18 protein-coding genes are annotated in these 19,566 nt (G+C 65.5%); 14 read left to right on the top strand and 4 right to left on the bottom strand.

Going from position 1 to position 19,566, the window contains the following annotated elements:
- Positions 1-418 precede the first annotated feature (418 nt).
- Positions 419-2,344 carry a hypothetical protein gene (locus tag H6678_03020; GenBank protein MCB9472763.1) on the top strand — a complete coding sequence of 642 codons (1,926 nt, stop codon included), beginning with the start codon at positions 419-421 and terminating at the stop codon, positions 2,342-2,344.
- Positions 2,345-2,428: 84 nt separating this feature from the next.
- On the opposite strand, the gene H6678_03015 is transcribed toward H6678_03020, so the two are convergent.
- From H6678_03015 to H6678_03000, 4 genes are all read right to left on the bottom strand, one after another.
- Positions 2,429-3,394 carry a calcium/sodium antiporter gene (locus tag H6678_03015; GenBank protein ID MCB9472762.1) on the bottom strand — a complete coding sequence of 322 codons (966 nt, stop codon included), beginning with the start codon at positions 3,392-3,394 and terminating at the stop codon, positions 2,429-2,431.
- Between the two features lie 64 nt (positions 3,395-3,458).
- Positions 3,459-4,022, bottom strand: a complete 564-nt coding sequence (locus tag H6678_03010; GenBank protein ID MCB9472761.1) for an HDIG domain-containing protein — start codon at positions 4,020-4,022, stop codon at positions 3,459-3,461.
- Between the two features lie 17 nt (positions 4,023-4,039).
- A complete protein-coding gene (locus tag H6678_03005) occupies positions 4,040-4,864 on the bottom strand; it encodes an RNA methyltransferase (GenBank protein ID MCB9472760.1) in 825 nt (274 codons plus the stop codon).
- Entirely contained in the window at positions 4,857-5,648 is a 792-nt protein-coding gene (locus H6678_03000; protein MCB9472759.1) for an alpha/beta fold hydrolase, read from the bottom strand. Before H6678_03000 ends, H6678_03005 begins: the two co-directional genes overlap by 8 nt.
- A gap of 135 nt (positions 5,649-5,783) precedes the next feature.
- Between H6678_03000 and H6678_02995 the strand changes: the two genes are divergently transcribed.
- The 13 genes from H6678_02995 (at position 5,784) to H6678_02935 (ending at position 19,518) form a co-directional block, all read left to right on the top strand.
- Positions 5,784-7,376: a S8 family serine peptidase gene (locus H6678_02995; GenBank protein ID MCB9472758.1), complete on the top strand. Its 1,593-nt coding sequence runs from the start codon at positions 5,784-5,786 to the stop codon at positions 7,374-7,376.
- A complete protein-coding gene (locus tag H6678_02990) occupies positions 7,373-8,101 on the top strand; it encodes a hypothetical protein (protein MCB9472757.1) in 729 nt (242 codons plus the stop codon). Before H6678_02995 ends, H6678_02990 begins: the two co-directional genes overlap by 4 nt.
- A gap of 305 nt (positions 8,102-8,406) precedes the next feature.
- Positions 8,407-9,366 carry an ATP-binding cassette domain-containing protein gene (locus H6678_02985; GenBank protein MCB9472756.1) on the top strand — a complete coding sequence of 320 codons (960 nt, stop codon included), beginning with the start codon at positions 8,407-8,409 and terminating at the stop codon, positions 9,364-9,366.
- 5 nt (positions 9,367-9,371) lie between these two features.
- Positions 9,372-10,073, top strand: a complete 702-nt coding sequence (locus H6678_02980) for an ABC transporter permease subunit (protein ID MCB9472755.1) — start codon at positions 9,372-9,374, stop codon at positions 10,071-10,073.
- A gap of 8 nt (positions 10,074-10,081) precedes the next feature.
- On the top strand, positions 10,082-11,701 hold the full coding sequence (locus H6678_02975) for a Gldg family protein (GenBank protein ID MCB9472754.1): 1,620 nt from the start codon (positions 10,082-10,084) through the stop codon (positions 11,699-11,701).
- A gap of 58 nt (positions 11,702-11,759) precedes the next feature.
- The gene (locus H6678_02970; GenBank protein MCB9472753.1) at positions 11,760-12,704 is read left to right on the top strand and encodes a DUF4340 domain-containing protein; all 945 of its coding nucleotides are present in this window, start codon (positions 11,760-11,762) and stop codon (positions 12,702-12,704) included.
- A gap of 9 nt (positions 12,705-12,713) precedes the next feature.
- On the top strand, positions 12,714-13,172 hold the full coding sequence (locus tag H6678_02965) for a GNAT family N-acetyltransferase (protein MCB9472752.1): 459 nt from the start codon (positions 12,714-12,716) through the stop codon (positions 13,170-13,172).
- Positions 13,173-13,249: 77 nt separating this feature from the next.
- Positions 13,250-13,654 carry a VOC family protein gene (locus H6678_02960; GenBank protein ID MCB9472751.1) on the top strand — a complete coding sequence of 135 codons (405 nt, stop codon included), beginning with the start codon at positions 13,250-13,252 and terminating at the stop codon, positions 13,652-13,654.
- A gap of 274 nt (positions 13,655-13,928) precedes the next feature.
- The gene (locus H6678_02955) at positions 13,929-15,263 is read left to right on the top strand and encodes a dihydroorotase (protein ID MCB9472750.1); all 1,335 of its coding nucleotides are present in this window, start codon (positions 13,929-13,931) and stop codon (positions 15,261-15,263) included.
- 60 nt (positions 15,264-15,323) lie between these two features.
- Positions 15,324-17,222 carry an aspartate ammonia-lyase gene (locus H6678_02950; GenBank protein MCB9472749.1) on the top strand — a complete coding sequence of 633 codons (1,899 nt, stop codon included), beginning with the start codon at positions 15,324-15,326 and terminating at the stop codon, positions 17,220-17,222.
- Between the two features lie 120 nt (positions 17,223-17,342).
- Positions 17,343-17,930 carry a CDP-diacylglycerol--glycerol-3-phosphate 3-phosphatidyltransferase gene (gene pgsA, locus H6678_02945; GenBank protein ID MCB9472748.1) on the top strand — a complete coding sequence of 196 codons (588 nt, stop codon included), beginning with the start codon at positions 17,343-17,345 and terminating at the stop codon, positions 17,928-17,930.
- Positions 17,930-18,733 carry an HAD-IIB family hydrolase gene (locus tag H6678_02940; protein ID MCB9472747.1) on the top strand — a complete coding sequence of 268 codons (804 nt, stop codon included), beginning with the start codon at positions 17,930-17,932 and terminating at the stop codon, positions 18,731-18,733. The genes pgsA and H6678_02940 overlap by 1 nt, the downstream gene beginning before the upstream one ends.
- Before the next feature lie 467 nt (positions 18,734-19,200).
- Positions 19,201-19,518: a putative addiction module antidote protein gene (locus H6678_02935; protein MCB9472746.1), complete on the top strand. Its 318-nt coding sequence runs from the start codon at positions 19,201-19,203 to the stop codon at positions 19,516-19,518.
- Positions 19,519-19,566: the final 48 nt, after the last annotated feature.

Below are 19,566 nucleotides of genomic sequence, written 5' to 3'. Positions count from 1 at the left end.
GTGATCCTGGGCGGCAAAGCAAAGAGCGTGCCCGAGTCAACTGCTTGTTTTTCAAGAGTTGAAGCGCTGATTGCAAGAGTGCATTTGCCCCGGTTTCGTGCATCTGAGCCGGGCCCGGGATGCGCGGTTCCTGCGGGAATCGCTTTTCTGGCTGCGGTTCAAATGCCTACTTCATGCCCTGCCCACGAGATACACGGCTCGCCCCACACAGGCTGACACGGATTGCGACACCGCGCGGAAGTGCCGGAGTGTGTGCGTCTTCAAGCACCACACGGCACAGCCGCAGCGTCCTCACGGGCATGTCCACCAGCCCGGACGCACTCAGTCCACACCACGAACGGAACCCCCGGTTCCAAGCGCTGGGCTCCGCTCCCGGAACACCCAGCGGCCAGGATTCGCAAGCAAGGAGACCCGCCCGATGATCCATTCCACTCGATTCAGACACCGAGCCGCGACCTGTGCGCTGCTGCTGGCCATTGCGCCCCTTCTGGCGCAGGCCATCGAGCGATTGCCCGTGGACGAGGCCGATCGTGCAACGATTTCCGATCTGCAGCTGGTCTACGAGGATGGCCTGCTGGACCTGAGTTGGCCCGACTCCGGACCCTGCTGGTCCCTGGCCACGTCCCAGGATGCCTGGAGCGGCTTCGTGATCATTGATGATCCCGCCACCACTCTGGAAGATGGACGCCTGCACGTCAGTCTGCCCGCGGACGGAGAGCTGGGATTCTTCCGGGTCTACACCAGCGCGAAGCCCGTGGCTGCCGTGGTACAGAATCCCCTGCAGTCCTTCGGGCTCGAAAGTGTCACACTGGACGCCAGTCCCTCGAGCGACCCGGATGGCGATTCGCTGTCGGTGCACTGGAGCGTGCCCGGCTTCGGCGAGTTCGACCAGCTGGCCGTGCAGCTGGACCTGCCCGAGCTGCCCGACAGTCTGGTGGCCACCCTGATCGTCAGCGACCCCTGCGGCGAAGCGGACACGCTGCTGGTCGCTCTTGGCTGGAGCTGGAATGTCGACCGGGCCTGGCATGTGGCTCCCGGGGGTTCGGACGCCAACGACGGCTCCCCGGGATCCCCGTTGGAAACCCTGCAGCATGCCATGGACATGGTCCAGTTCACTCCTCAACGCAATCTGATCTACGTGCAGAGGGGCAATTATGCGCAGGCGGCGGATCTGCGCAGCGACCTGCTGGTGCGTGGGGGGTTCGACGAGGACTTCAGCGAATGCGATCCGCAGACTGTGACACAATTCAGCAATCCAGCGGGCAACAGCGCCCTGCAGGGAATCCAGGTCGTGCAGTGCCAGCTCTACAACCTGACCTTCAACGGCACGAATCACACGGGCAGCGGCGGGTCCTGCTACGGGGCATTTCTGCGCGATCTGGATGGTGTGACCTTCGACAACTGCAGCTTCCGCACGGGGCCGGCCGGCAGCGGAGTTCCGGGGGCGGCGGGGGCGAACGGTCCATCGATCTTCGACGCCGGCAATTCGGGAGTGCCCGGCTGTGAGGATGACGGCATCTTCTGTGACAACTGCAACCGGCCTCCGGGTGGTCTGGGAGGAATCGCCACTGGTGTCTACTCCGGGGGCCGCGGTGGGAATGCTGGCCACGGCAGCGGGTCGGGCAGTTCGGGAGTGTCGGGTTCGGGCCCCAATGGTGGCAGCGGAGGTCAGGGAGGATCGTCCGGGCATCCGGGCCAGGCCGGTTCACATGGGGGCGCTGGAGCCTTCGGAACTCCCGGCATCGGGCAGTCCGTCGTCAATTCCGGCTTCACCACCGTTGGTTTCCTGACCGGATCCGGCAACCCGGGAACCGCGGGCCAGCCGGGCGGTGGCGGTGGTGGTGGTGGAGGCGGTGGTGGCGGCACCACCGCGTGTGACAGTTTCGGAAGCTCGGGCGGTGGTGGTGGCACGGGCGGAACACCCGGTCAGGGCGGAGGCGCGGGCCAGGGCGGTGGCGGTACATTCGCCGTCTACATCGGGCAGGCTCAGAATACCGAGTTTCTGGAGTGTACCTTCCAGCCTGGAAGCGGAGGCAATGGAGGGGCCGGCGGAGTCGGTGGAACGGGCCACCCAGGCGGATGGTACGGGAATGGCGGTCCCTACGGAGGTTCCAATGAGCAGGATGATGGAGGCAATGGGGCACGCGGCGGAAGTGGAGGCACCGGAGGCTCTGGAGGTGCGGGAGGTGGCGGTGCCGGCGGACCTGCCGTGGGGCTGCTGATGCTGGGCACCGGGGTGGCGCATTCAGGCAGCTCGTTCATCATGCCGCCAACCTCGCTGGGCGGCGGCGGAGCGGGCTTCCCCGGCGCTTCGGGCTGGACGGCCCCAACCTACCAACCCTGAACCCATCCGCCAGGGGATGTTCACGAAACGGGCGCACATCAACGATGTGCGCCCGTTCTGTGTCACAGTCATGGAGTGGTCCGCTCAGGCCGCCGTCAGCACCAGCCCCAGATAGCTCAGATAGCCCACCAGCAGCACCCCGCCTTCCCAGCGATCGATGCGCAGTTTCGTGTACATCAGGGGGAACAGCAGCAGGGTCAGGCCCAGCATCCACCAGCCATCGAAGGAGATCAGGGTGGCCTCGACGGGCAGGGGAGAGAACAGGGCGCAGATTCCCAGCGCGCCCAGGATGTTGAAGAGGTTGGAGCCGATCACATTGCCGATGGCCATGTCGCTGCGCCCGCGGATGCTCGAGACCAGCGAGGCCATCACCTCGGGCAGACCCGTGCCCGCCGAGACGATGGTCAGACCGATCACGCGTTCCGACCAGCCCAGCAGACGCGCCAGCCCCACGGCGCCGGTGACGGTCAACTGAGCGCCGCCCGCCAGCAGGGCCGCTCCCGCCACCACCAGCCCCACGGAGAGCAGGGGACGGGCCGGGGAGCTGGCCGAGAGGGCTTTGACTTCCTCGGTCAGCCCGGCCGCCTCGGCGGCATTGACCTGACCGCGCACCAGACTGACCATGAAAGCGGTGAAGCCCACATAGATCGAGAGCAGCAGCACGGCATCCAGAGCATTGATCGAGCCGTCCTGGGCCAGTGCCAGACAGAGCAGGCTGACCAGCGCCAGCACCGGGTACTCCAGCTTGATGGTATTGCCCGTGATCTGCAGGGGCCGAATTAGTACGCACAGGCCCAGGATCACCGTGATGTTGAAGATGTTGCTGCCAATCACATTGGCCACCGCGATGTCGGCCTGACCTTTCCACGCGGCCATCGCGCTCACCGCCAGCTCGGGCACCGAGGTGCCCGCCGCCACCACCGTGAGACCGATGATCGCCGGAGTCAGCCGCAGCAGTGTGGCCAGACCCACGGCGCCGCGCAGCAGGGATTCACCACCCGCCACCAGCAACAGCACACCAGCGGCCACCAGGGCCAGAGAGATCAGCATCTGGGTCTCCTCGTGCGCCGGACCTGATCCACTTCGATCGGGTCTGTTTGCAGTGTATTCATGTCTACAGTTTCAATCGCTTGACGAAGGGGTCAAAGCTCATGAAGTCGGCGTGATGCACGATGTAACCTTCCACGCTGCGGGCCACCATCTCGCCCTCACCGGCGTGCACCGCCACGATGTGCGACACGGCGTCGGGCACTCCGCATTCCATGCAGAGCGAGACCCCCGTGAAGGGATGGCGCAGGTACTTGCCACGCGCGCTCTGCACGCACTGGCCCTCGGCGTTCAGCTCGTACTCCAGCAGCTTGCCCACATCGGCCAGGATCGCACCGGCGATCACGGTGTCCAGATCGATCGGCAGGCTCTTGCCCATGAAGGCGATCATCGCTTTGGCCGATTCCCGCGCGATGTGCACCACGCAGCGCTTGTGCTCCATGAAGGTCACATCCGTGGGGTGCTTGAGGGTGAAGGGAATCGTGTTCAGATCCTGCATGCTCAGCGGGCCGCGGTCCAGAGCCAATTGCCAGCAGCGCGCCGTGCGCTCGCGCAGGTCAGTATCCTGGATCCATTCCAGTTCCGGCCAGAAGGCCAGCAGTTCGGGGGTCGGGGGCATCTCGGTCTCCATCCTTGTGGGTCAACGTCTCAGCCGGGCATTGCCGCTGGTGGCAGGTCGGGCGACGGACCCGCACAGCGGTTGGCAAGGTCATAAAGCAGGATTCCCGTTGCCATGGCCACGTTCAATGAACTGACGCGCGAGGCCATCGGAATCCGCAGGAGATGGTCGCAGGCGGCCATGGATTCCGGACTGAGCCCCTGGCCTTCGTTGCCCACCAGCAGGGCGCAGGGCCGTTCCGGCGCCAGTTCCAGCGAGCGGGGTGGCTGTCCTTGCCGTGCCGAGCTGCCCAGCAGCACCAGCCCCAGTTCGCGCAGGCGCTCCAGCTCCCGGGCCAGATTGCGGCAGTGCACGAGCCTCAGCTCGAATGCCGCTCCCATGGAAACCCGCAGACTGCGCCGGTTGAAGGGCGTGGTACAACGCTCCCCCAGCAGCACGGCGGGAACACCGAAAGCCGCCGCGGCCCGCAACAACGAACCCAGGTTCTCGGCATCGTTGATCTCGGGCAGCACCAGCAGGGGAACCGGTCCAGCTGTCAGACTGTCGAGCCGGTCCGGCAATTCCGGGCAGGGTGCCGTGGCCAGAATGCCCCGATGGAAGTTGAAGCCGCAGAGCGCGGCGATGGTTTCCGCACTCTCCTCGAAAAGAGGAATGCGCGACTCGAGGGAATGCAGCAGATCCTTGTGCTTGCCGCGCTCGCAGAGCACACAGCTTGGAGTCAGGCCCGCCTCGAGGGCTCGTCGCAGCAGGGCGGGGCCTTCAAGGATCATGGGAGCGCCGCCGCCCTCCGGGCGATGGTTGCGCATCATGCGAAAGGGTTCCAGCAGGGGATGGATCACCGGAGGCTCAGCCACGGGGCAGCTCCCCCAGCTCGAAGAACCCGGCGCAGAGACGCTGGAAAGCCACGGGCTGGTCCACATGCAGCCAGTGCCCGGCATGGGCCAGAGTGGCAAGTTGCAGCCGGGGGAAGTGCGACCGCAGCGGGGGCAGATCCTCATCCGCCACATAGTCACTGCGTTCGCCGCGCACCAGCAGGGTGGGCCCCTCGAAGACACCCTCGAGGGGAGTGGCACCCCGGATGCGCTGCAGCTCGCGGCTGAGCACGGGCAAATTGACCCGGAAACGCAGCCCGCTGCCCTCCGGATCACGCTCGAGCGTCATCAGCAGGAACTGGCGCAGGCCTGGATCCGGAATCAGCGGCCTGAGCGCCTCGCCCGCGTCGCGCAGACTGACCAGCGTGCCTGGATCCAGGCTCCCGAGCGCATCGAAGATCCAGCGGTGCTCGCCTTCGCCATACTCGCGCGCCGTGATGTCGGCCAGCAGCAGGTGCCGCACACGCTCGGGCCAGCGGGTGGCGAAGTGCATCGCGACCTTGCCGCCCATGGAATGCCCCAGCAGGTGCGTGCGCTCCAGCTCCAGGTCGTCCAGAGTTTCCAGCAGGTCGGCGGCCAGGGCCTCCACGCTCATGTCCCCGTCGTGGGGGCTGGTGCCATGGTTGCGCTGGTCTGGCGCGACAATGCGGGCCACGGGAGCGAACTCGCGCGCGAAACTGCCCCAGTTCGTGCCCGAACCCAGCAAGCCGTGCAGAATCACCAGTGCGGGGCCCGCATTGCCGTAAGTGTGTACATCCAGTTTCATGGGGCTCAATATAGAATGGGCGGGGCTCAGGGCGTTCTCCGGCTCTTTCGGCTGTCTTTCTGACCAACGGACCGTGGTTGGATGGTTGCGGCAACTCTGCTTGATTCAAGGCCCACCAAGCCCAGGGAGAATTTCATGATCGCGCGCGCCTTGATTCTGCTGCTGTTGAGCCTGTCTCCTCTCTTCGCCTCGGCCATGCGGCCGGCGCCCGGCGAGGAACTCTGGTGGGTCTTCCTGCGGGACCGGGGCAACCAGCACAGCGGTGCGCAACGCGAGGCCCTGTTGCAGGCTGCCGCCCGTCTGGACTCCCACACCGTGCAACGCCGCGCCAAGGGCAGCCTGGCTCCCGTGGGGGAGTGGGACCTGGCCACGTCACCCGCCTACCGCCGGCAAGTGGAAGCCTGCGGTGCCCGCATCCGTGTCGAGAGCCGCTGGCTGAATGCGCTGAGTGTGATGGTTCGGCCCGAGCAACTGGCCGAGCTGCGCGCGCTGCCCTGTGTGCGCGAGCTGCGCCCCGTGGCCCGCGGGCGGCGCCAGCCTCTTCCCGTTTCCCCGCGCGAACCCATGCCCGCCGGTGGTGCGCGTGTGCTGGATTATGGGGCCTCGCTGGCCCAGTTGGACGAGATCGATGTACCACGCGTGCACGAGGCTGGCTTCAACGGAGCGGGTGTGCGCGTGCTGATGCTGGACACGGGCTTCTTCACCGATCACGAGGCCCTGCACGATTCCCTGGTGCTGGCCGAATGGGACTTCATCAATGGCGATGGTCAGACCCAGAACGAGCCCGGTGACGATCCGGCCCAGCATTCGCACGGCACCCTGACCTTCAGCACGCTGGGCGGTTCCTTTCCCGGCCAGCTCTACGGCCCCGCCTGGGGTGCCCGGTTTCTGCTGGCCAAGACCGAAGACGTGACCAGCGAAACCCCCGTGGAAGAGGATTACTGGATCGCGGGGCTCGAATGGGGCGAGAGCCTGGGGGCCGATGTGGTCAGCAGTTCGCTGGGCTATACCGACTGGTACACGCCCCTTGATCTGGATGGCCAGACCGCGCCCACCTGCCTGGCCGCCGAGCAGGCTTTCCAGCTGGGCATGGTGCTCTGCAATTCGGCGGGCAATGCGCGCACCAGCGACTGGGGACACATTGTGACCCCCGCGGATGGCCTGCATGTGATCGCCGTGGGTGCCGTGAATTCTTCCAACCTGCTGGCCTCCTTCAGCTCGCCGGGCCCCACGGCCGATGGCCGGATCAAGCCCGAGGTCTGTGCGCGTGGCGTGGGCACGGTCTGCGCGGGCATCGGTTCCACCAGCAATTACCGCACGGCCAATGGCACCAGCCTGAGCTGTCCGCTGGTGGCCGGGGCGGCGGCACTTGTGGTACAGGCGCATCCCGGCTGGTCGCCGCTGGCGGTCCGCGAGGCCCTGATGAACACGGCGGACCGCGCCGACAGCCCGGACAATGACTACGGCTGGGGCCGCATCCGCACCGGGGCCGCGATCGAGTACCTGCGGGCTCCCGAGAATCTCAGCATTCGCCTGGACGCATCCGCCGTGCGACTCGACTGGAACCCGGGCGTGGCCGACAGTTATCGTGTATACAGCGCCCCCACGCCCGCAGGGCCCTGGACGCAACTTGTGCAACTGGCCGATACCACCTGGTCGCATGCCACGGCCCTGGACACGGATCTGCTGTGTTACCGCATCACGGCCGCAGGGATCGTGCTGCCATGAGCGAGCCATTGTGCCACAACCTGCGAGAAGGCCCGTGGCGAGTTCTGGTGGCTTCCGGATACCGGGCTCCAGCGGTGGAGCTGTTGCGCGGCTTGCCCGCGCGCGCGGTTCTGCGGGACGACAAACGCAGTCGTGTGATCCGGCTGGACAATCTGCCCGGCATGGCGGAATCGGCCGCGGGTCTGGTGCTCAAGATTCCGCGCTGGCAGGACGGACGGTTCTGGAACCGATTGACCACTCTTTGGCGCGAGGGCGAGTCCCGGCGCGCCTTCCGTCGCGCGCTGCGCCTGCAGGGCCTGGGCATTCCCGCTCCGCGTCCCGTGATGCAATGGGAGCGACGCGCATGGGGCTGTGTGGTGGAAAGTGGCTGGCTCTATGAATATGCCCAGGGGGACCCGGTGGATGAGCGCCATTGGCCCGAGGTGATTCGCCTGCTGGGCCGACTGCATGCGGCCGGGCTGGCCCACGGCGACCCCCATCTGGCCAACTGGATCCAGCACCAGGGGCAGGTGATCGCCCTGGATTGCGCGCCCCATCGCTCACCATGGCCTGCCCTGGCGGCAGCCTATGATTTTGTGCTGCTGCGCAACTGCGAACCACGTCTGGAAGCACTGCTGCCCGGCACCCACTCCGTCTGGTGGCGACTGGCACTGGCGCGCGACGCCTGGGTGCATGGCCTGCGGCGGCTCAAACGCTGGCTGCGCGGGCGCCCCGCCGGGCAGTGAGCTTTCGCCCGACTTGCGCACCAGAATCTCGAACAACAAATTCACACGCCTCGGGAACCCGGACCGCCGCGACGGGTTTCAGCGCCTTGTCCTGACGCTGCCGCGTGCTGCCGCACCGGTCCGGCGGGATCGCTTCCGCGGGCAACCGTCGCCCGCGGTCCCGGGCTCGTCGGCCCCATCAGGATTTCCCTTTCGCGTTCAGAGTGTCCCGTTTCGGCGCAGGTCGAGGCGGCATGCTTTTTTGTTGGGGGCGGGCAGCCGCTCCCGGTTCCAGTCACATTGTCAAACAAGAGGCACCATCGGGTATGATTCACTTCGATCATATCAACAAATCCTACGGCACGGTCCGTGCCCTCGACGACGTCAGCATGACGGTCGAGACCGGGCAGATCCTGGGTTTGCTTGGGCCCAACGGCGCGGGCAAGACCACGGCCATGAAGATCATCACCTGTTACATGCCGCCCACCTCGGGCCGTGTCACGGTCGATGGTCTGGATGTCACCGAGGATCCACTGGCCGTGCGCCGCAAGGTGGGCTACCTGCCCGAGAACAATCCGCTGTACCTGGACATGGGAGTGACCGATTATCTGGCCTTCTGCGGTCGGCTGCACGGCTTGCCCGCCGGGGCGATTCCGGCGGCCATCGACCGCACGATCCAGCGCTGCGGACTCACCGAGTACCGCCATCGCTTCATCGGTCAGCTCTCCAAGGGCTACCGGCAGCGCGTGGGGTTGGCCCAGGCGATCATCCACGAACCGGAAGTGCTGATTCTGGACGAGCCCACCACGGGTCTGGATCCCAACCAGATCGTCGAGATCCGCAACCTGATCCGCGAGCTGGGCCGGGAAAAGACCGTGATCCTCTCCACGCACATCATGCAGGAGGTGGAAGCCACCTGCAGCCGGATGATGATCATCAACCGTGGTCGGATCATCGCCGACGGCACCCCGGGCGAGCTGCGCACCCGACTGACCGGCGCGGGCAGTCACCTCTTCGAGATCCGCGGCGGCGGGGACGGTGTGGCACGACGCCTGAAGGAGGCGTTGCCGATACGCGAGATCACCGATCACAGCCCCCCCGGGGGCGACAGCCTGCGGCTTGAGATCCATGGCGAGGCCGGCGAGGACCTGCGCGAGCGCCTGTACCGCATGGCCGTGGCCGAGGACTGGACCCTGCTGGAACTGAGCCGCGTGCAGACCAGCCTTGAGGATGTGTTCCGCGAGCTGACCGGCGCGGACGAGCGTCAGGGAGGGACCGCCCAGTGAACGCGATGACCGCCATTTACCGACGCGAACTGCAGGCCTACTTCAACAGCCCGATGGCCTACATGTTCATCAGTGTGTTCCTGCTGCTCACGGGCTGGTTCTTCTTCTCAAGTTTCTTCCTGGCCGGACAGGCCGACATTCGCGGGGCCCTGGAACTGATTCCGCTGCTCTTCGTGTTCTTCGCCCCGGCGCTGACCATGCGGCTGATCTCGGAAGAAAAGCGCAACGGCACCCTCGAATTGCTGGTGACCTATCCGGTCACCGATCTGCAGCTGATCCTGGGCAAGTATCTGGCTGCGCTCAGCCTGCTGATGGTGGCCGTGGCCGGCACCCTGACCTACACGATCACCGTGGCCTGGCTGGGAAATCTGGACGGCGGCGTGGCCTTCACCGGCTATCTGGGCATGATCCTGATGGGCGCGGCGTATACGGCCGTGGGCATGTACGCCTCCAGTCTGACCGACAACCAGTTCGTCGGCTTCGTGCTGGGCATTGCCTTCACCCTGGGCCTGTTCCTGATGGACAAGGTGCTCTTCTTCGTTCCCACGGCGCTGGTGGGCTTCTTCGAGTTCCTCTCGATCGATGCCCATTACCACAGCATGATCCGGGGCGTGGTGGACACGCGTGACCTGATCTACTACTTCAGCCTGATCGCGCTGGGCGTGCTGCTGGCTTCCCGCAGCCTGTCCCGGCGCAAGTGGAACTAGGAGGAGCGATGACGAACACGAAGAACCGCAGCAATCTGCTGCTGGTGCTGGCCGTGCTGGTCGCCCTCAACGGGGCCGCCCAGTTGTACTTCGGCCGTGCCGACCTGAGCGAAGGCAAGATCTTCACCCTTTCGGACTACAGCCGTCAAGTGGTGCGCGAACTGGAAGATCCTCTGCTGGTGAAGGTCTACTTCAGCGAGGACGTGGGGCCCCAGTACAACCAGAACCGCACCTACATCAAGGACATGCTCGAGGATTACCGGGCCTGGAGCCACGGCAATCTGCAGTTCGAGATGGTGGACCCCCACGACAAGGAGAACTTCGACGCCGAGGCCCGCAAGGCGGGTGTACAGCCCGTGCAGGCCCAGGTGGTCGAGAACGACCAGATCAGCGTGCGCCTGGTCTACATGGGCATGAGCTTTCTGGCCGGCGACCGCAAGGAAACCTTGCCCTTCCTGGGCGACGTCAACGGGCTGGAGTACACCATGACCAGCACCATCCGCCGGCTCAGCAGCCCGGAACTGGTGAAGGTGGGCGTGATCCAGGGCCACGGCGAGCCGGGCATGGAGCCCGACCCCATGGCCCAGCAGCGCCGTGCTCCCTCTGGCCCCTCGATCAGCACGCTGACCCAATTGCTGCGCGAGACCTACACGGTGGAGGAGACACGGCTGGACACGCCCGTCGATCCGGCGATCCACACTCTGGTCTGGGTGGCGCCCCAGGAGCCGGTCAGCGAACTGGAGCTGTACAATCTGGACCAGTTCCTGATGCGCGGTGGCCGACTGGCGTACTTCGCCGATCGCTATGCGGTGGACATCGCCACCCGCCAGGCCCAGCCACTGGAACTGAACACGGACGACTTTCTGGCCCACTTCGGAGTGAAGATCGAGCAGGATCTGGTGGGCGATCGCAATTGCGGCGCGGTGACCGTGCGCCAGCAGGGCGGCGGCAATCCGCTGGCCGCGCTCTTCGGCATCCAGATGCGCTACCCGCTGTTCGTGGAGCTGCGCGGCTTCGATGACGAGCATCCCGTGAGTCGCAAGCTGGAATCCACCCTGGTGGCCTGGGCCTCCAGTCTGGATACGACGGCCTTCGCGGCGGCTCGCAGCGCGGGTGCCGTGATCCGCCCACTGGTGAGCACCAGCGCGAACACCGAAGTGCAGCGCGGACCGAACTTCGACCTCGAACCCGTGCAGCAATTGACTCCCGAGATTCTGGCCAGCCGCTTCAATGCCGGACCCCAGCTGATTGGTGCCACCGTGGAAGGCAGTTTCTCCTCGTACTTCGCGGGGCGGGCCCTGCCCGAAGGTGCCGACGCTGCCGGCCGTCTGGACGCGGGAGCGCCCACCTCGCTGGCCGTGATGGCCGATGGCGATTTCGTGCAGGACTCCTATTCACAGCAGGGCGACAATCTGGCGCTGGTGCAGAACATCGTCGACTGGCTGAGCCAGGACGAAGGGCTGATCAGCATCCGCAGCAAGACCATCACCAGCAGGCCGCTGGTGGAGCTGGAGCCGGGCACGCGCAAGTTGATCAAGTGGTTCAACATCCTGGCCGTGCCCGTGATCTTCATCCTCTTCGGGCTGGTGCGCTGGATGGCGCGGCGTCGGCGGGCCGGGCTGGCCTGAGGCTGGCCCCGACCCGCAAGAATGCAGACGATACTCACGAGTTGGCAGGAAAGGACTCATGAAGAAGAATCTGATCCTGGGTGTGGTGCTGGTGGTGCTGTTGGCCGCGATCTTCGTGCCCCGCATCCTGCCCCCCGCGAAGAATTACCCCGATACCCTGGGCGCCGTGGACTCCGCGGCCGTGGATTACATGCACATCGTGTTCAAGGCCGATTCGATCACGCTGGTCAAGTCGGGCGAGGACTGGTTCATCGACGGCAGCCCGCGCCACCCGGCCGACCCGGCCCAGGTGGGCCGTGTGCTGCAGCAGTGCCAGAAGATTGACGTGATTGCCCGCACCAGTGACAACAAGGATCTGGTGGATGACACACGCTTCGGCCTGGACGCCGACAATGCCCGCTTCGTCGAACTGCGCCAGGGCGCGAAGACCGTGCTGGATGCACGCTTCGGCAAGGGCTCGGCCGACTTCAGCAACGGCTTTGCCCGGCTGGAAGGCAAGGAACCCGTCTACCGCACCGCCAGCAATCTGGGCAGCCGCTTCGCCCCGCGGCGGTCGATCTGGCTGCAGAAGCAGTTGTTCAACATGAACCCCGACACCCTGCGCGAGCTCAGTCTGACTCACGCCGACGGCTCACGCGAACACTACCGCTGGGCCGACAGCCTCTGGGTGGGCGAGGCCTTCAAGGCCAATGGCAGCATGCGCTTCGCGGAGAGCCCGCTCAACGAGAGTGCGTTCAAGAGCCTGCTCTCCGGGGTGGCCCGCTTCCGTGTCACGGATCTGGCGCCCGATTCCCTGGTCGCCGGAGTCGACATGGCCAGCCCCGAGCTGAGTGCCAGTTTCAGCGATGCCGGCGGCGGCCAGCACACGGTGGCCTGGTACCGCAGCCCCAAGGCCGAGAACCGGCTGCTCTGTCGGGTCTCCGGCCAGGACAGCTGGTACGAAACCTACTCGGGCAGTCTGGACCCTTACAAGAAGGATCCGGCGGAGTTGCTGCAGAAGTAGGTGAGCGTCGTGGTCCATGCGATTGCCAGAGCCCATTGTGATGCGTGGTTCGTTCTGCGGGATCGTCTCTGGCCCGATCACAGCGAAGCCGAGCATCGTGCCGAGATGGAGCAGTTTCTGGCCGATCCCGCCCGGTATGGCCAGTTCATCGCCCTGACCGAAGACGGCCAGCCAACGGGCTTCGCCGAGGTGTCCTTGCGTCACGATTACGTGAATGGCACGTCCAGCTCGCCGGTCGCCTTTCTCGAGGGAATCTTCGTGGATGAAGCGGCTCGTCGGACCGGAGTCGCCCGCAGTCTGGTGGATGCGGTGATCGCCTGGGCCCGTGCGCGCGGTGTCATCGAACTGGCCTCGGATGCCGAGCTCTCGAACAGCCTCAGCCATGCCATGCATCTTGCGCTTGGCTTTGAGGAAACGGAACGGGTGGTGTGCTTCACCAGGTCCCTGAGCGGTGGCCAGGACACCTGACACTTCCGCGATGTGTCCGGAATCTCACATGGCTGGTGGAACCTGACCGAAACCGATTGAATGCAGGGAGGGCAAGGATGGCGAAGGTCACCGGAATCGGCGGCGTGTTCCTGAAGAGCACGGGCGACCACGCCGCGTTGGCTGCGTGGTACAGAACACATCTGGGCCTGGCTCTGGAAGACTGGGGCGGTGCCATTTTGCGCTGGCCGGACGACAAGGCCGACGATGGCGGGCTGACCGTGTGGCATGTGGCCGAGAAGGACAGCCAGTGGTTCAGCCCCAGCCAATCCAGCTTCATGATCAACTACCGTGTTGACGACATGGCCGACATGCTGGAGCAGCTGCGCGCGGGCGGCGTGGAGATCATCCAGGGACCCGAGTCACACGAGAACGGCACCTTCGCCTGGATCATGGACCCCGACGGCAACAAGGTCGAGCTCTGGGAGCCCCGACTCTGGGACCCGGCCAACAAGACCGCCTGAGCCAGTGCCTCGCGCAGCCGGTTGCAGCAGACGCCCCGCTGCGCGGCCCGCAGCTGAACCGGTGCATCCGCCGATTCAGGAGAAACTCGCGGAGCTTCGAAAGGGGCCCGGAAACAGCTGCTGTCAGTTCACTCCATCCCCTCGACCCCCAATCGCCCCGGGCAACCTGTCCGGGGCTTTTTTACTTTCCACGGTCCCGTGGAGCAAAGCGGGACCCACACGGCCACAGGCGGCCCTGCCGAGGAGCGCGGGGCGGCGAATCCGGGAGACGAGCATGGACAAGGCGGGCAACCTGCTGGTGCGGGGTGGGCGGGTATTCCAGGAGGGCGATCTGCCCTTGAGGGACCTGCGGATCCGCGCGGGGCGCATCGTGGAACTGGGCAGCGGGCTGAAGGCGGCGGCGGACGAGGAGAGCCTCGATCTGGACGGGCTGGTGGTGCTGCCGGGCATGCTGGACAGCCAGGTGCACTTTCGCGAGCCGGGGCTGACCCACAAGGAAGACCTGGGCAGCGGCAGCCGGGCGGCGATCGCTGGCGGGGTCACCTCCTACATGGAAATGCCCAACACGCGGCCGGCCACCGTGGATGCGGCCAGTCTGGCGGACAAGATTGAACGGGCGCGCGCCAGCAGCTGGGCCGACTTCGCTTTTTTCATGGGCGCCACGGCGGACAATGCGCGCGAGCTGGGACAGCTGGAACGGCTGCCGGGCTGCGCGGGGGTCAAGATCTTCATGGGGTCGTCCACGGGCAGCCTGCTGGTGGACAATGCCGAGGACCTGCGCACCGTGCTGGCTCACGGCACACGTCGGGTGGCCGTGCACGCCGAGGACAATGCGCGCCTGCTGGAACTGAAGGCCCTGCATGGCAAGCAGGCCGATCATCCGCGCTGGCACACGCGCCTGCGTGACCCGGAATGTGCCCGACTGGCGGTCGAGCGGCTGGTGGAAACCGCTCTGGCCTGTGGGCGGCCCGTGCATGTGCTGCACACCAACAGCCGCGAGGAAATGGAGCTGCTCGAGCGCTGGCGGGGCAATCCGCTGGTGACCGTGGAAACCACTCCCCAGCATCTGCTGATGACCGCACCCGGGTGTTACGAAGAGCTGGGCAGTCACGCCCAGATGAATCCTCCGGTGCGCGAGGCCGAGCACGGCAAGGCGCTCTGGGCGGCCCTGCGCTCGGGGCTGATCACGGTCATCGGCAGCGATCACGCTCCGCACACTCTGGAGGAGAAGGCGCGCGATTACCCCGACTGCCCCAGCGGCATGCCCGGGGTCGAGACCGTGCTGCCCGTGCTGCTGGATCAGGTGAGTCACGGCCGACTGGGACTGGATGATCTGGTGCGCCTCTACAGCGAGGGACCGGCACGGATCTACGGTGTCCTGGGCAAGGGACGGCTGGCGCGCGGGTTCGATGGTGATCTGGCGATCGTGGACCCCGACGAGCGCTGGGCCGTGCGCGCCGAACACCTGCAGAGCCGCGCGGGCTGGACGCCCTGGGAAGGCCGCGAACTCTGCGGCCGCGTGAAGGCCACCGTGCTGCGTGGCAACCTGGTCTGGCGCGAAGGAGTCTTCCTGGGCTCGCCCCAGGGCCAGCCCCTGCGCTATCTGTAGACGCCGACGAGATGATCCACCCCGGACCGGCTCACGGTCCGTTTCCGCAAGGAGCCCAGAGTGAACTACCTGATCCAGCGCCTGCAGACAAATGAGATCTTCGAAGTGCTGCAGGAGGCGGAACTCAAGGAGATTGCCGCCCAGTTCCAGCACACATCGCTGCCGGCGGGCAGTTCGATCTATCAGGGAGGCGACCACCGCCACCGGGTGTACTTCGTGCAGAGCGGCAAGATCCAGGTGATGGGCGGCGAACACGACCAGGACAAGCTGCTGCTGGTGTACCGCGAGGGCAACTACTTCGGCGAGGCCTGTCTGCTGGACGAGAGCTCCCATTCCACCTCGGCCCGGGTGGTGGAGGACAGTGAGCTCTGGTACCTCGAGCGCGAACAGTTTCTGGCCTACATGGAACGGAACCCGCTGGCCGCGGCCAAGATGATCTCGCGCGCGGGGCGGGTGGTCTTCCGGCGCCTGATGGCCGGCCTGTCCTCGAGCGGGCAGGAAGGCGTGGCCTCGGTCTACCAGACCGGTGAGACGCGCGAGGAGCACGACCTGATCGGCCCGATGCGCATTGCCGAGAACGCGTATTACGGCGTGCAGAGCATGCGGGCCCTCGAGAACTTTGACATCTCGGGCATCCGGATCAGCCACTTTCCCCACTTCATCCGGGCGCTGGCGATGGTGAAGAAGGCCGCTGCCCTGGCCAACCTCAAGCTGGACATGCTTGAACCCGAGGTCGCGGGAGCGATCACGCGGGCCTGCGACGACATCCTCAACGGCCACCTGCACAACCAGTTCGTGGTGGACATGATCCAGGGAGGTGCGGGCACCAGCACCAACATGAACGCCAACGAGGTCATCGCCAACCGGGCGCTCGAGATTCTGGGCGAGGCCAAGGGCCACTACGAGCGTGTGCATCCCAACGACCACGTCAACATGTCACAGAGCACGAACGACGTGTACCCCACGGCCTTCCGTCTGGCGATTCTGCTCAGTTATCCCCAGATGCTGGACGCGATGGATGATCTGGTGGTGGCGCTGAAACACAAGGCGCGTGAGTTCGAGTGGGTGATCAAGATGGGGCGCACCCAGTTGCAGGATGCGGTGCCCATGACCCTGGGGCAGGAATTCCTCTCCTGGGCGCACGGCATCGAGGAGGACATGGAACGCGTGCGCGAGACGGCGCGCCAGTTCATGGAGACCAATCTGGGCGGCACGGCCATCGGCACGGGCATCTGCGCCGACCCGGCCTATCCCCAGGAAGCCCTGCGCGCGCTGCGCAAGGTCACGGGCATGGATTTCCGCCTGAGCCCCGACATGATCGAGGCCAGCAGCGACACGGGCTCGCTGCAGGCATTTTCCAGCACCCTGCGCCGGATCGCGATCAAGATCTCCAAGGTCTGCAACGACCTGCGCCTGCTCAGTTCCGGGCCGCGCTGCGGGCTGGGCGAAATCAATCTGCCGCCGCGCGCCGCCGGTTCCAGCATCATGCCGGGCAAGGTCAATCCGGTGATTCCCGAGGTGGTCAACCAGGTCGCCTATCAGGTGGTGGGCAACGATCTGACCGTGACCATGGCGGCGGAAAATGGCCAGCTGCAGCTGAACGTGATGGAGCCGGTGATCGTCTTCAACATCTTCCAGAGCATCGACATGCTCACCCGGGCCTTCACCACCCTGCGCAAGTTCTGCATCGAAGGCATCACGGCCAACGAGGAGCATTGCCGCGAGATGGTGATGGGCAGCATCGGGCTGGTCACGGCCCTGCTGCCGCACATCGGCTACAGCCGCTCGACCCAGGTGGCCAAGGAAGCGCTCAAGACCGGCAGGCCGGTCTCGGAGCTGGTGCGCGAGCATGGCTGGGTCACGGAGGAGGAGATCGCCAGCATCCTTGATCCTCAGAACATGATCCGCCCGGTGAGCCTGCGCAACCGGGGCATCAACGGGAACAGCCAGCACAAATAGCGGGCCGGACCGTCCAGGAACTGCCTGGCGGGTTTGGGTGCCTTGGCAATGGTACATTCGCCAGCGTTCCGACAGGCTCCGAAACCGCTGCCAGGCACCGAACAACTGCGGGGACCCCCCATGACCCTTGCCAACCAGCTCACCGCGGCGCGCATCTTCCTGAGCCCGATCTTCGTTCTCGCGTTCATGCAGGAAGGATTCTGGGCGCGGGTCGCGGCCCTGGCCATCGTGGTGATGTCCGAGTTGACCGATGGATTCGACGGCCACATCGCGCGCAGCCGTGGCGAAGTCACCGACTTCGGCAAGCTGCTGGATCCGCTGGCCGACTCGATCAGCCGCATCACCGTCTTCATCGCCTTCATGAGCGTGGGCCTGATTCCCTGGTGGATGGTGCTGATCTTCGTCTACCGCGACAGCGCCGTCAGCACCCTGCGCACGGTCTGCGCCTCCAAAGGGCTGGTGCTGGCCGCCCGTGGCAGCGGCAAGCTGAAGGCGATCATCCAGGCCACCGTGATCATCGCGATCCTGCTGGCGCGCATCCTCGTGCACCCCTTCCCGCAATGGTTCAACGACGCCCTGATCCAGCGCGCGGCCTGGTGGCTGGTGCTGGTGGCCGCACTCTGGACGGCCTGGTCCTTCGTGGACTATGTCGCCAGCAACCGCCGGCTGCTGGCAGGCATCGGGGCCGCCCAGGGCCGTACCGCCTGATGCGTCCGCTTGCCGAATGGACACGCGAGAAAGCGGCCCGGGTCAGCATTCTCTTCAGCGACATCGACGACACCATCTCGAGCGAAGGACGGATTCCCGCGCCCGCGTACCGGGCTCTCTGGCAGGCTCATGAGGCGGGACTGGCCGTGGTGCCCGTGACGGGCCGGCCGGCGGGCTGGTGTGATCACATCGCCCGGATGTGGCCCGTGCACGGCGTGATCGGCGAGAACGGCGGGTTGGTCTTCCGCATGGAGGGCGGCCGCTTGCGGCGCGACTTCGTGTACGACAGCGCCACCCGGACAGGCTTTCGCGAAAAACTGCAGGCCGTGCGCGAGCGCATCCTGCGCGAGGTGCCGGGGTGTGCCATCGCCAGCGACCAGAGCTATCGCGAATACGATCTGGCCATCGATTTCTGTGAGGATGTGCCGCGCCTGCCCCGCGAGGATGTTCTGAAGATCCAGCGGCTCTTCGAGGAGGCGGGCGCCACCGCCAAGATCAGTTCGATTCATGTCAATGGCTGGTACGGTCACTTTGACAAACTGAGCGCCGCCCGCGAGTACCTGCGCCAGCACTTCGACATGGACCCCGATTCCCCGCCCACCCAGTCGATCTGCGCCTTCGCCGGCGACAGCCCCAACGACGAGCCGATGTTCTCCTTTTTCCGCGAAGGCTCCGTGGGCGTGGCCAACCTGCTGGACTTCCGTGATCTGCTCGAGCACGAGCCCGCCTGGATCACACCCGCGCGCGGCGGCGCCGGCTTCGCCGAACTGGTCGACCACCTGCTGGCCGCCCGCTCTTCCTGACCGAGAATGCCATCGTGGCTTCCAGCCGGACTTGATCAGCCTACTGCCGTGCAGGATCCTGGAATCTTCACTTTTCTGCGCCTTCGACCAGAAGCGTTTCCCACGGGCTGCCAATCCATGACTTGTGCAATTGTTCTTGACAAGTTGTATCCCAAAGGCTACACTCCGCCATGCGCGTTCGGATGACCGAGATGTATCGCGACTGGATCAATGCACTCAAGGATCGAGCAGCGAGGGCTCGGATTCAGGTGCGTGTGGACCGATTGGCCCACGGCAATCCAGGGAAGTACCGGAATCTGGCGTCCGGAATCTCAGAGCTAAAGTGGATGTGGGTCCCGGCTATCGCGTGTACTACACTCAAAGAGGGCAGGAACTGATCATCTTGCTGGTCGGAGGGGTCAAGTCCTCCCAAAGAGCAGACATCCTTCTTGCGCGAACGCTGGTACGAAGTCTTGAGGAATAGCACGATGCCCAGAACCACCAAGACCACCTCGCCAGTCATTCGGACCGTGGAATACGATGTCTCCGAGCAATTGCGTACACCGGAGGAAATGGCCGCCTACCTGGATGCCTGGTTCGAGGAAGCCCCGGATGACATCGCGGGAATCGCTCGGGCCTTGGGCGATATCGCCCGCGCGAAGGGCATGGCGCTGGTCGCCCGTGAGGCTGGTCTGAGTCGTGAAAGCATGTACAAAGCCCTGAGCGAGCACGGCAACCCGAGCTTCGCCACCATCCTGAAAGTCACCAAAGCACTAGGAATTCGCCTGCGCGTCCGGGCTGTGTGACAGCACCCCACCCACCTGCCTTGGCTCTCCCCTCTGGCTTCCATCCGG

The sequence above is a fragment of the Candidatus Delongbacteria bacterium genome (genome assembly GCA_020634015.1).
Taxonomy (GTDB): domain Bacteria; phylum CAIWAD01; class CAIWAD01; order CAIWAD01; family CAIWAD01; genus JACKCN01.
Note: the sequence above shows the minus strand (reverse complement) of the source record. Positions and strands in the feature narration are given on the sequence as shown.

Coding starts and splice junctions, on each gene's coding strand:
- H6678_03020 (MCB9472763.1), top strand. CDS start 419: ATGATCCATTCCACTCGATTCAGACACCGAGCCGCGACCTGTGCGCTG.
- H6678_03015 (MCB9472762.1), bottom strand. CDS start 3,394: ATGCTGATCTCTCTGGCCCTGGTGGCCGCTGGTGTGCTGTTGCTGGTG.
- H6678_03010 (MCB9472761.1), bottom strand. CDS start 4,022: ATGGAGACCGAGATGCCCCCGACCCCCGAACTGCTGGCCTTCTGGCCG.
- H6678_03000 (MCB9472759.1), bottom strand. CDS start 5,648: ATGAAACTGGATGTACACACTTACGGCAATGCGGGCCCCGCACTGGTG.
- H6678_02995 (MCB9472758.1), top strand. CDS start 5,784: ATGATCGCGCGCGCCTTGATTCTGCTGCTGTTGAGCCTGTCTCCTCTC.
- H6678_02990 (MCB9472757.1), top strand. CDS start 7,373: ATGAGCGAGCCATTGTGCCACAACCTGCGAGAAGGCCCGTGGCGAGTT.
- H6678_02985 (MCB9472756.1), top strand. CDS start 8,407: ATGATTCACTTCGATCATATCAACAAATCCTACGGCACGGTCCGTGCC.
- H6678_02980 (MCB9472755.1), top strand. CDS start 9,372: ATGACCGCCATTTACCGACGCGAACTGCAGGCCTACTTCAACAGCCCG.
- H6678_02975 (MCB9472754.1), top strand. CDS start 10,082: ATGACGAACACGAAGAACCGCAGCAATCTGCTGCTGGTGCTGGCCGTG.
- H6678_02970 (MCB9472753.1), top strand. CDS start 11,760: ATGAAGAAGAATCTGATCCTGGGTGTGGTGCTGGTGGTGCTGTTGGCC.
- H6678_02960 (MCB9472751.1), top strand. CDS start 13,250: ATGGCGAAGGTCACCGGAATCGGCGGCGTGTTCCTGAAGAGCACGGGC.
- H6678_02955 (MCB9472750.1), top strand. CDS start 13,929: ATGGACAAGGCGGGCAACCTGCTGGTGCGGGGTGGGCGGGTATTCCAG.
- pgsA (MCB9472748.1), top strand. CDS start 17,343: ATGACCCTTGCCAACCAGCTCACCGCGGCGCGCATCTTCCTGAGCCCG.
- H6678_02940 (MCB9472747.1), top strand. CDS start 17,930: ATGCGTCCGCTTGCCGAATGGACACGCGAGAAAGCGGCCCGGGTCAGC.
- H6678_02935 (MCB9472746.1), top strand. CDS start 19,201: ATGCCCAGAACCACCAAGACCACCTCGCCAGTCATTCGGACCGTGGAA.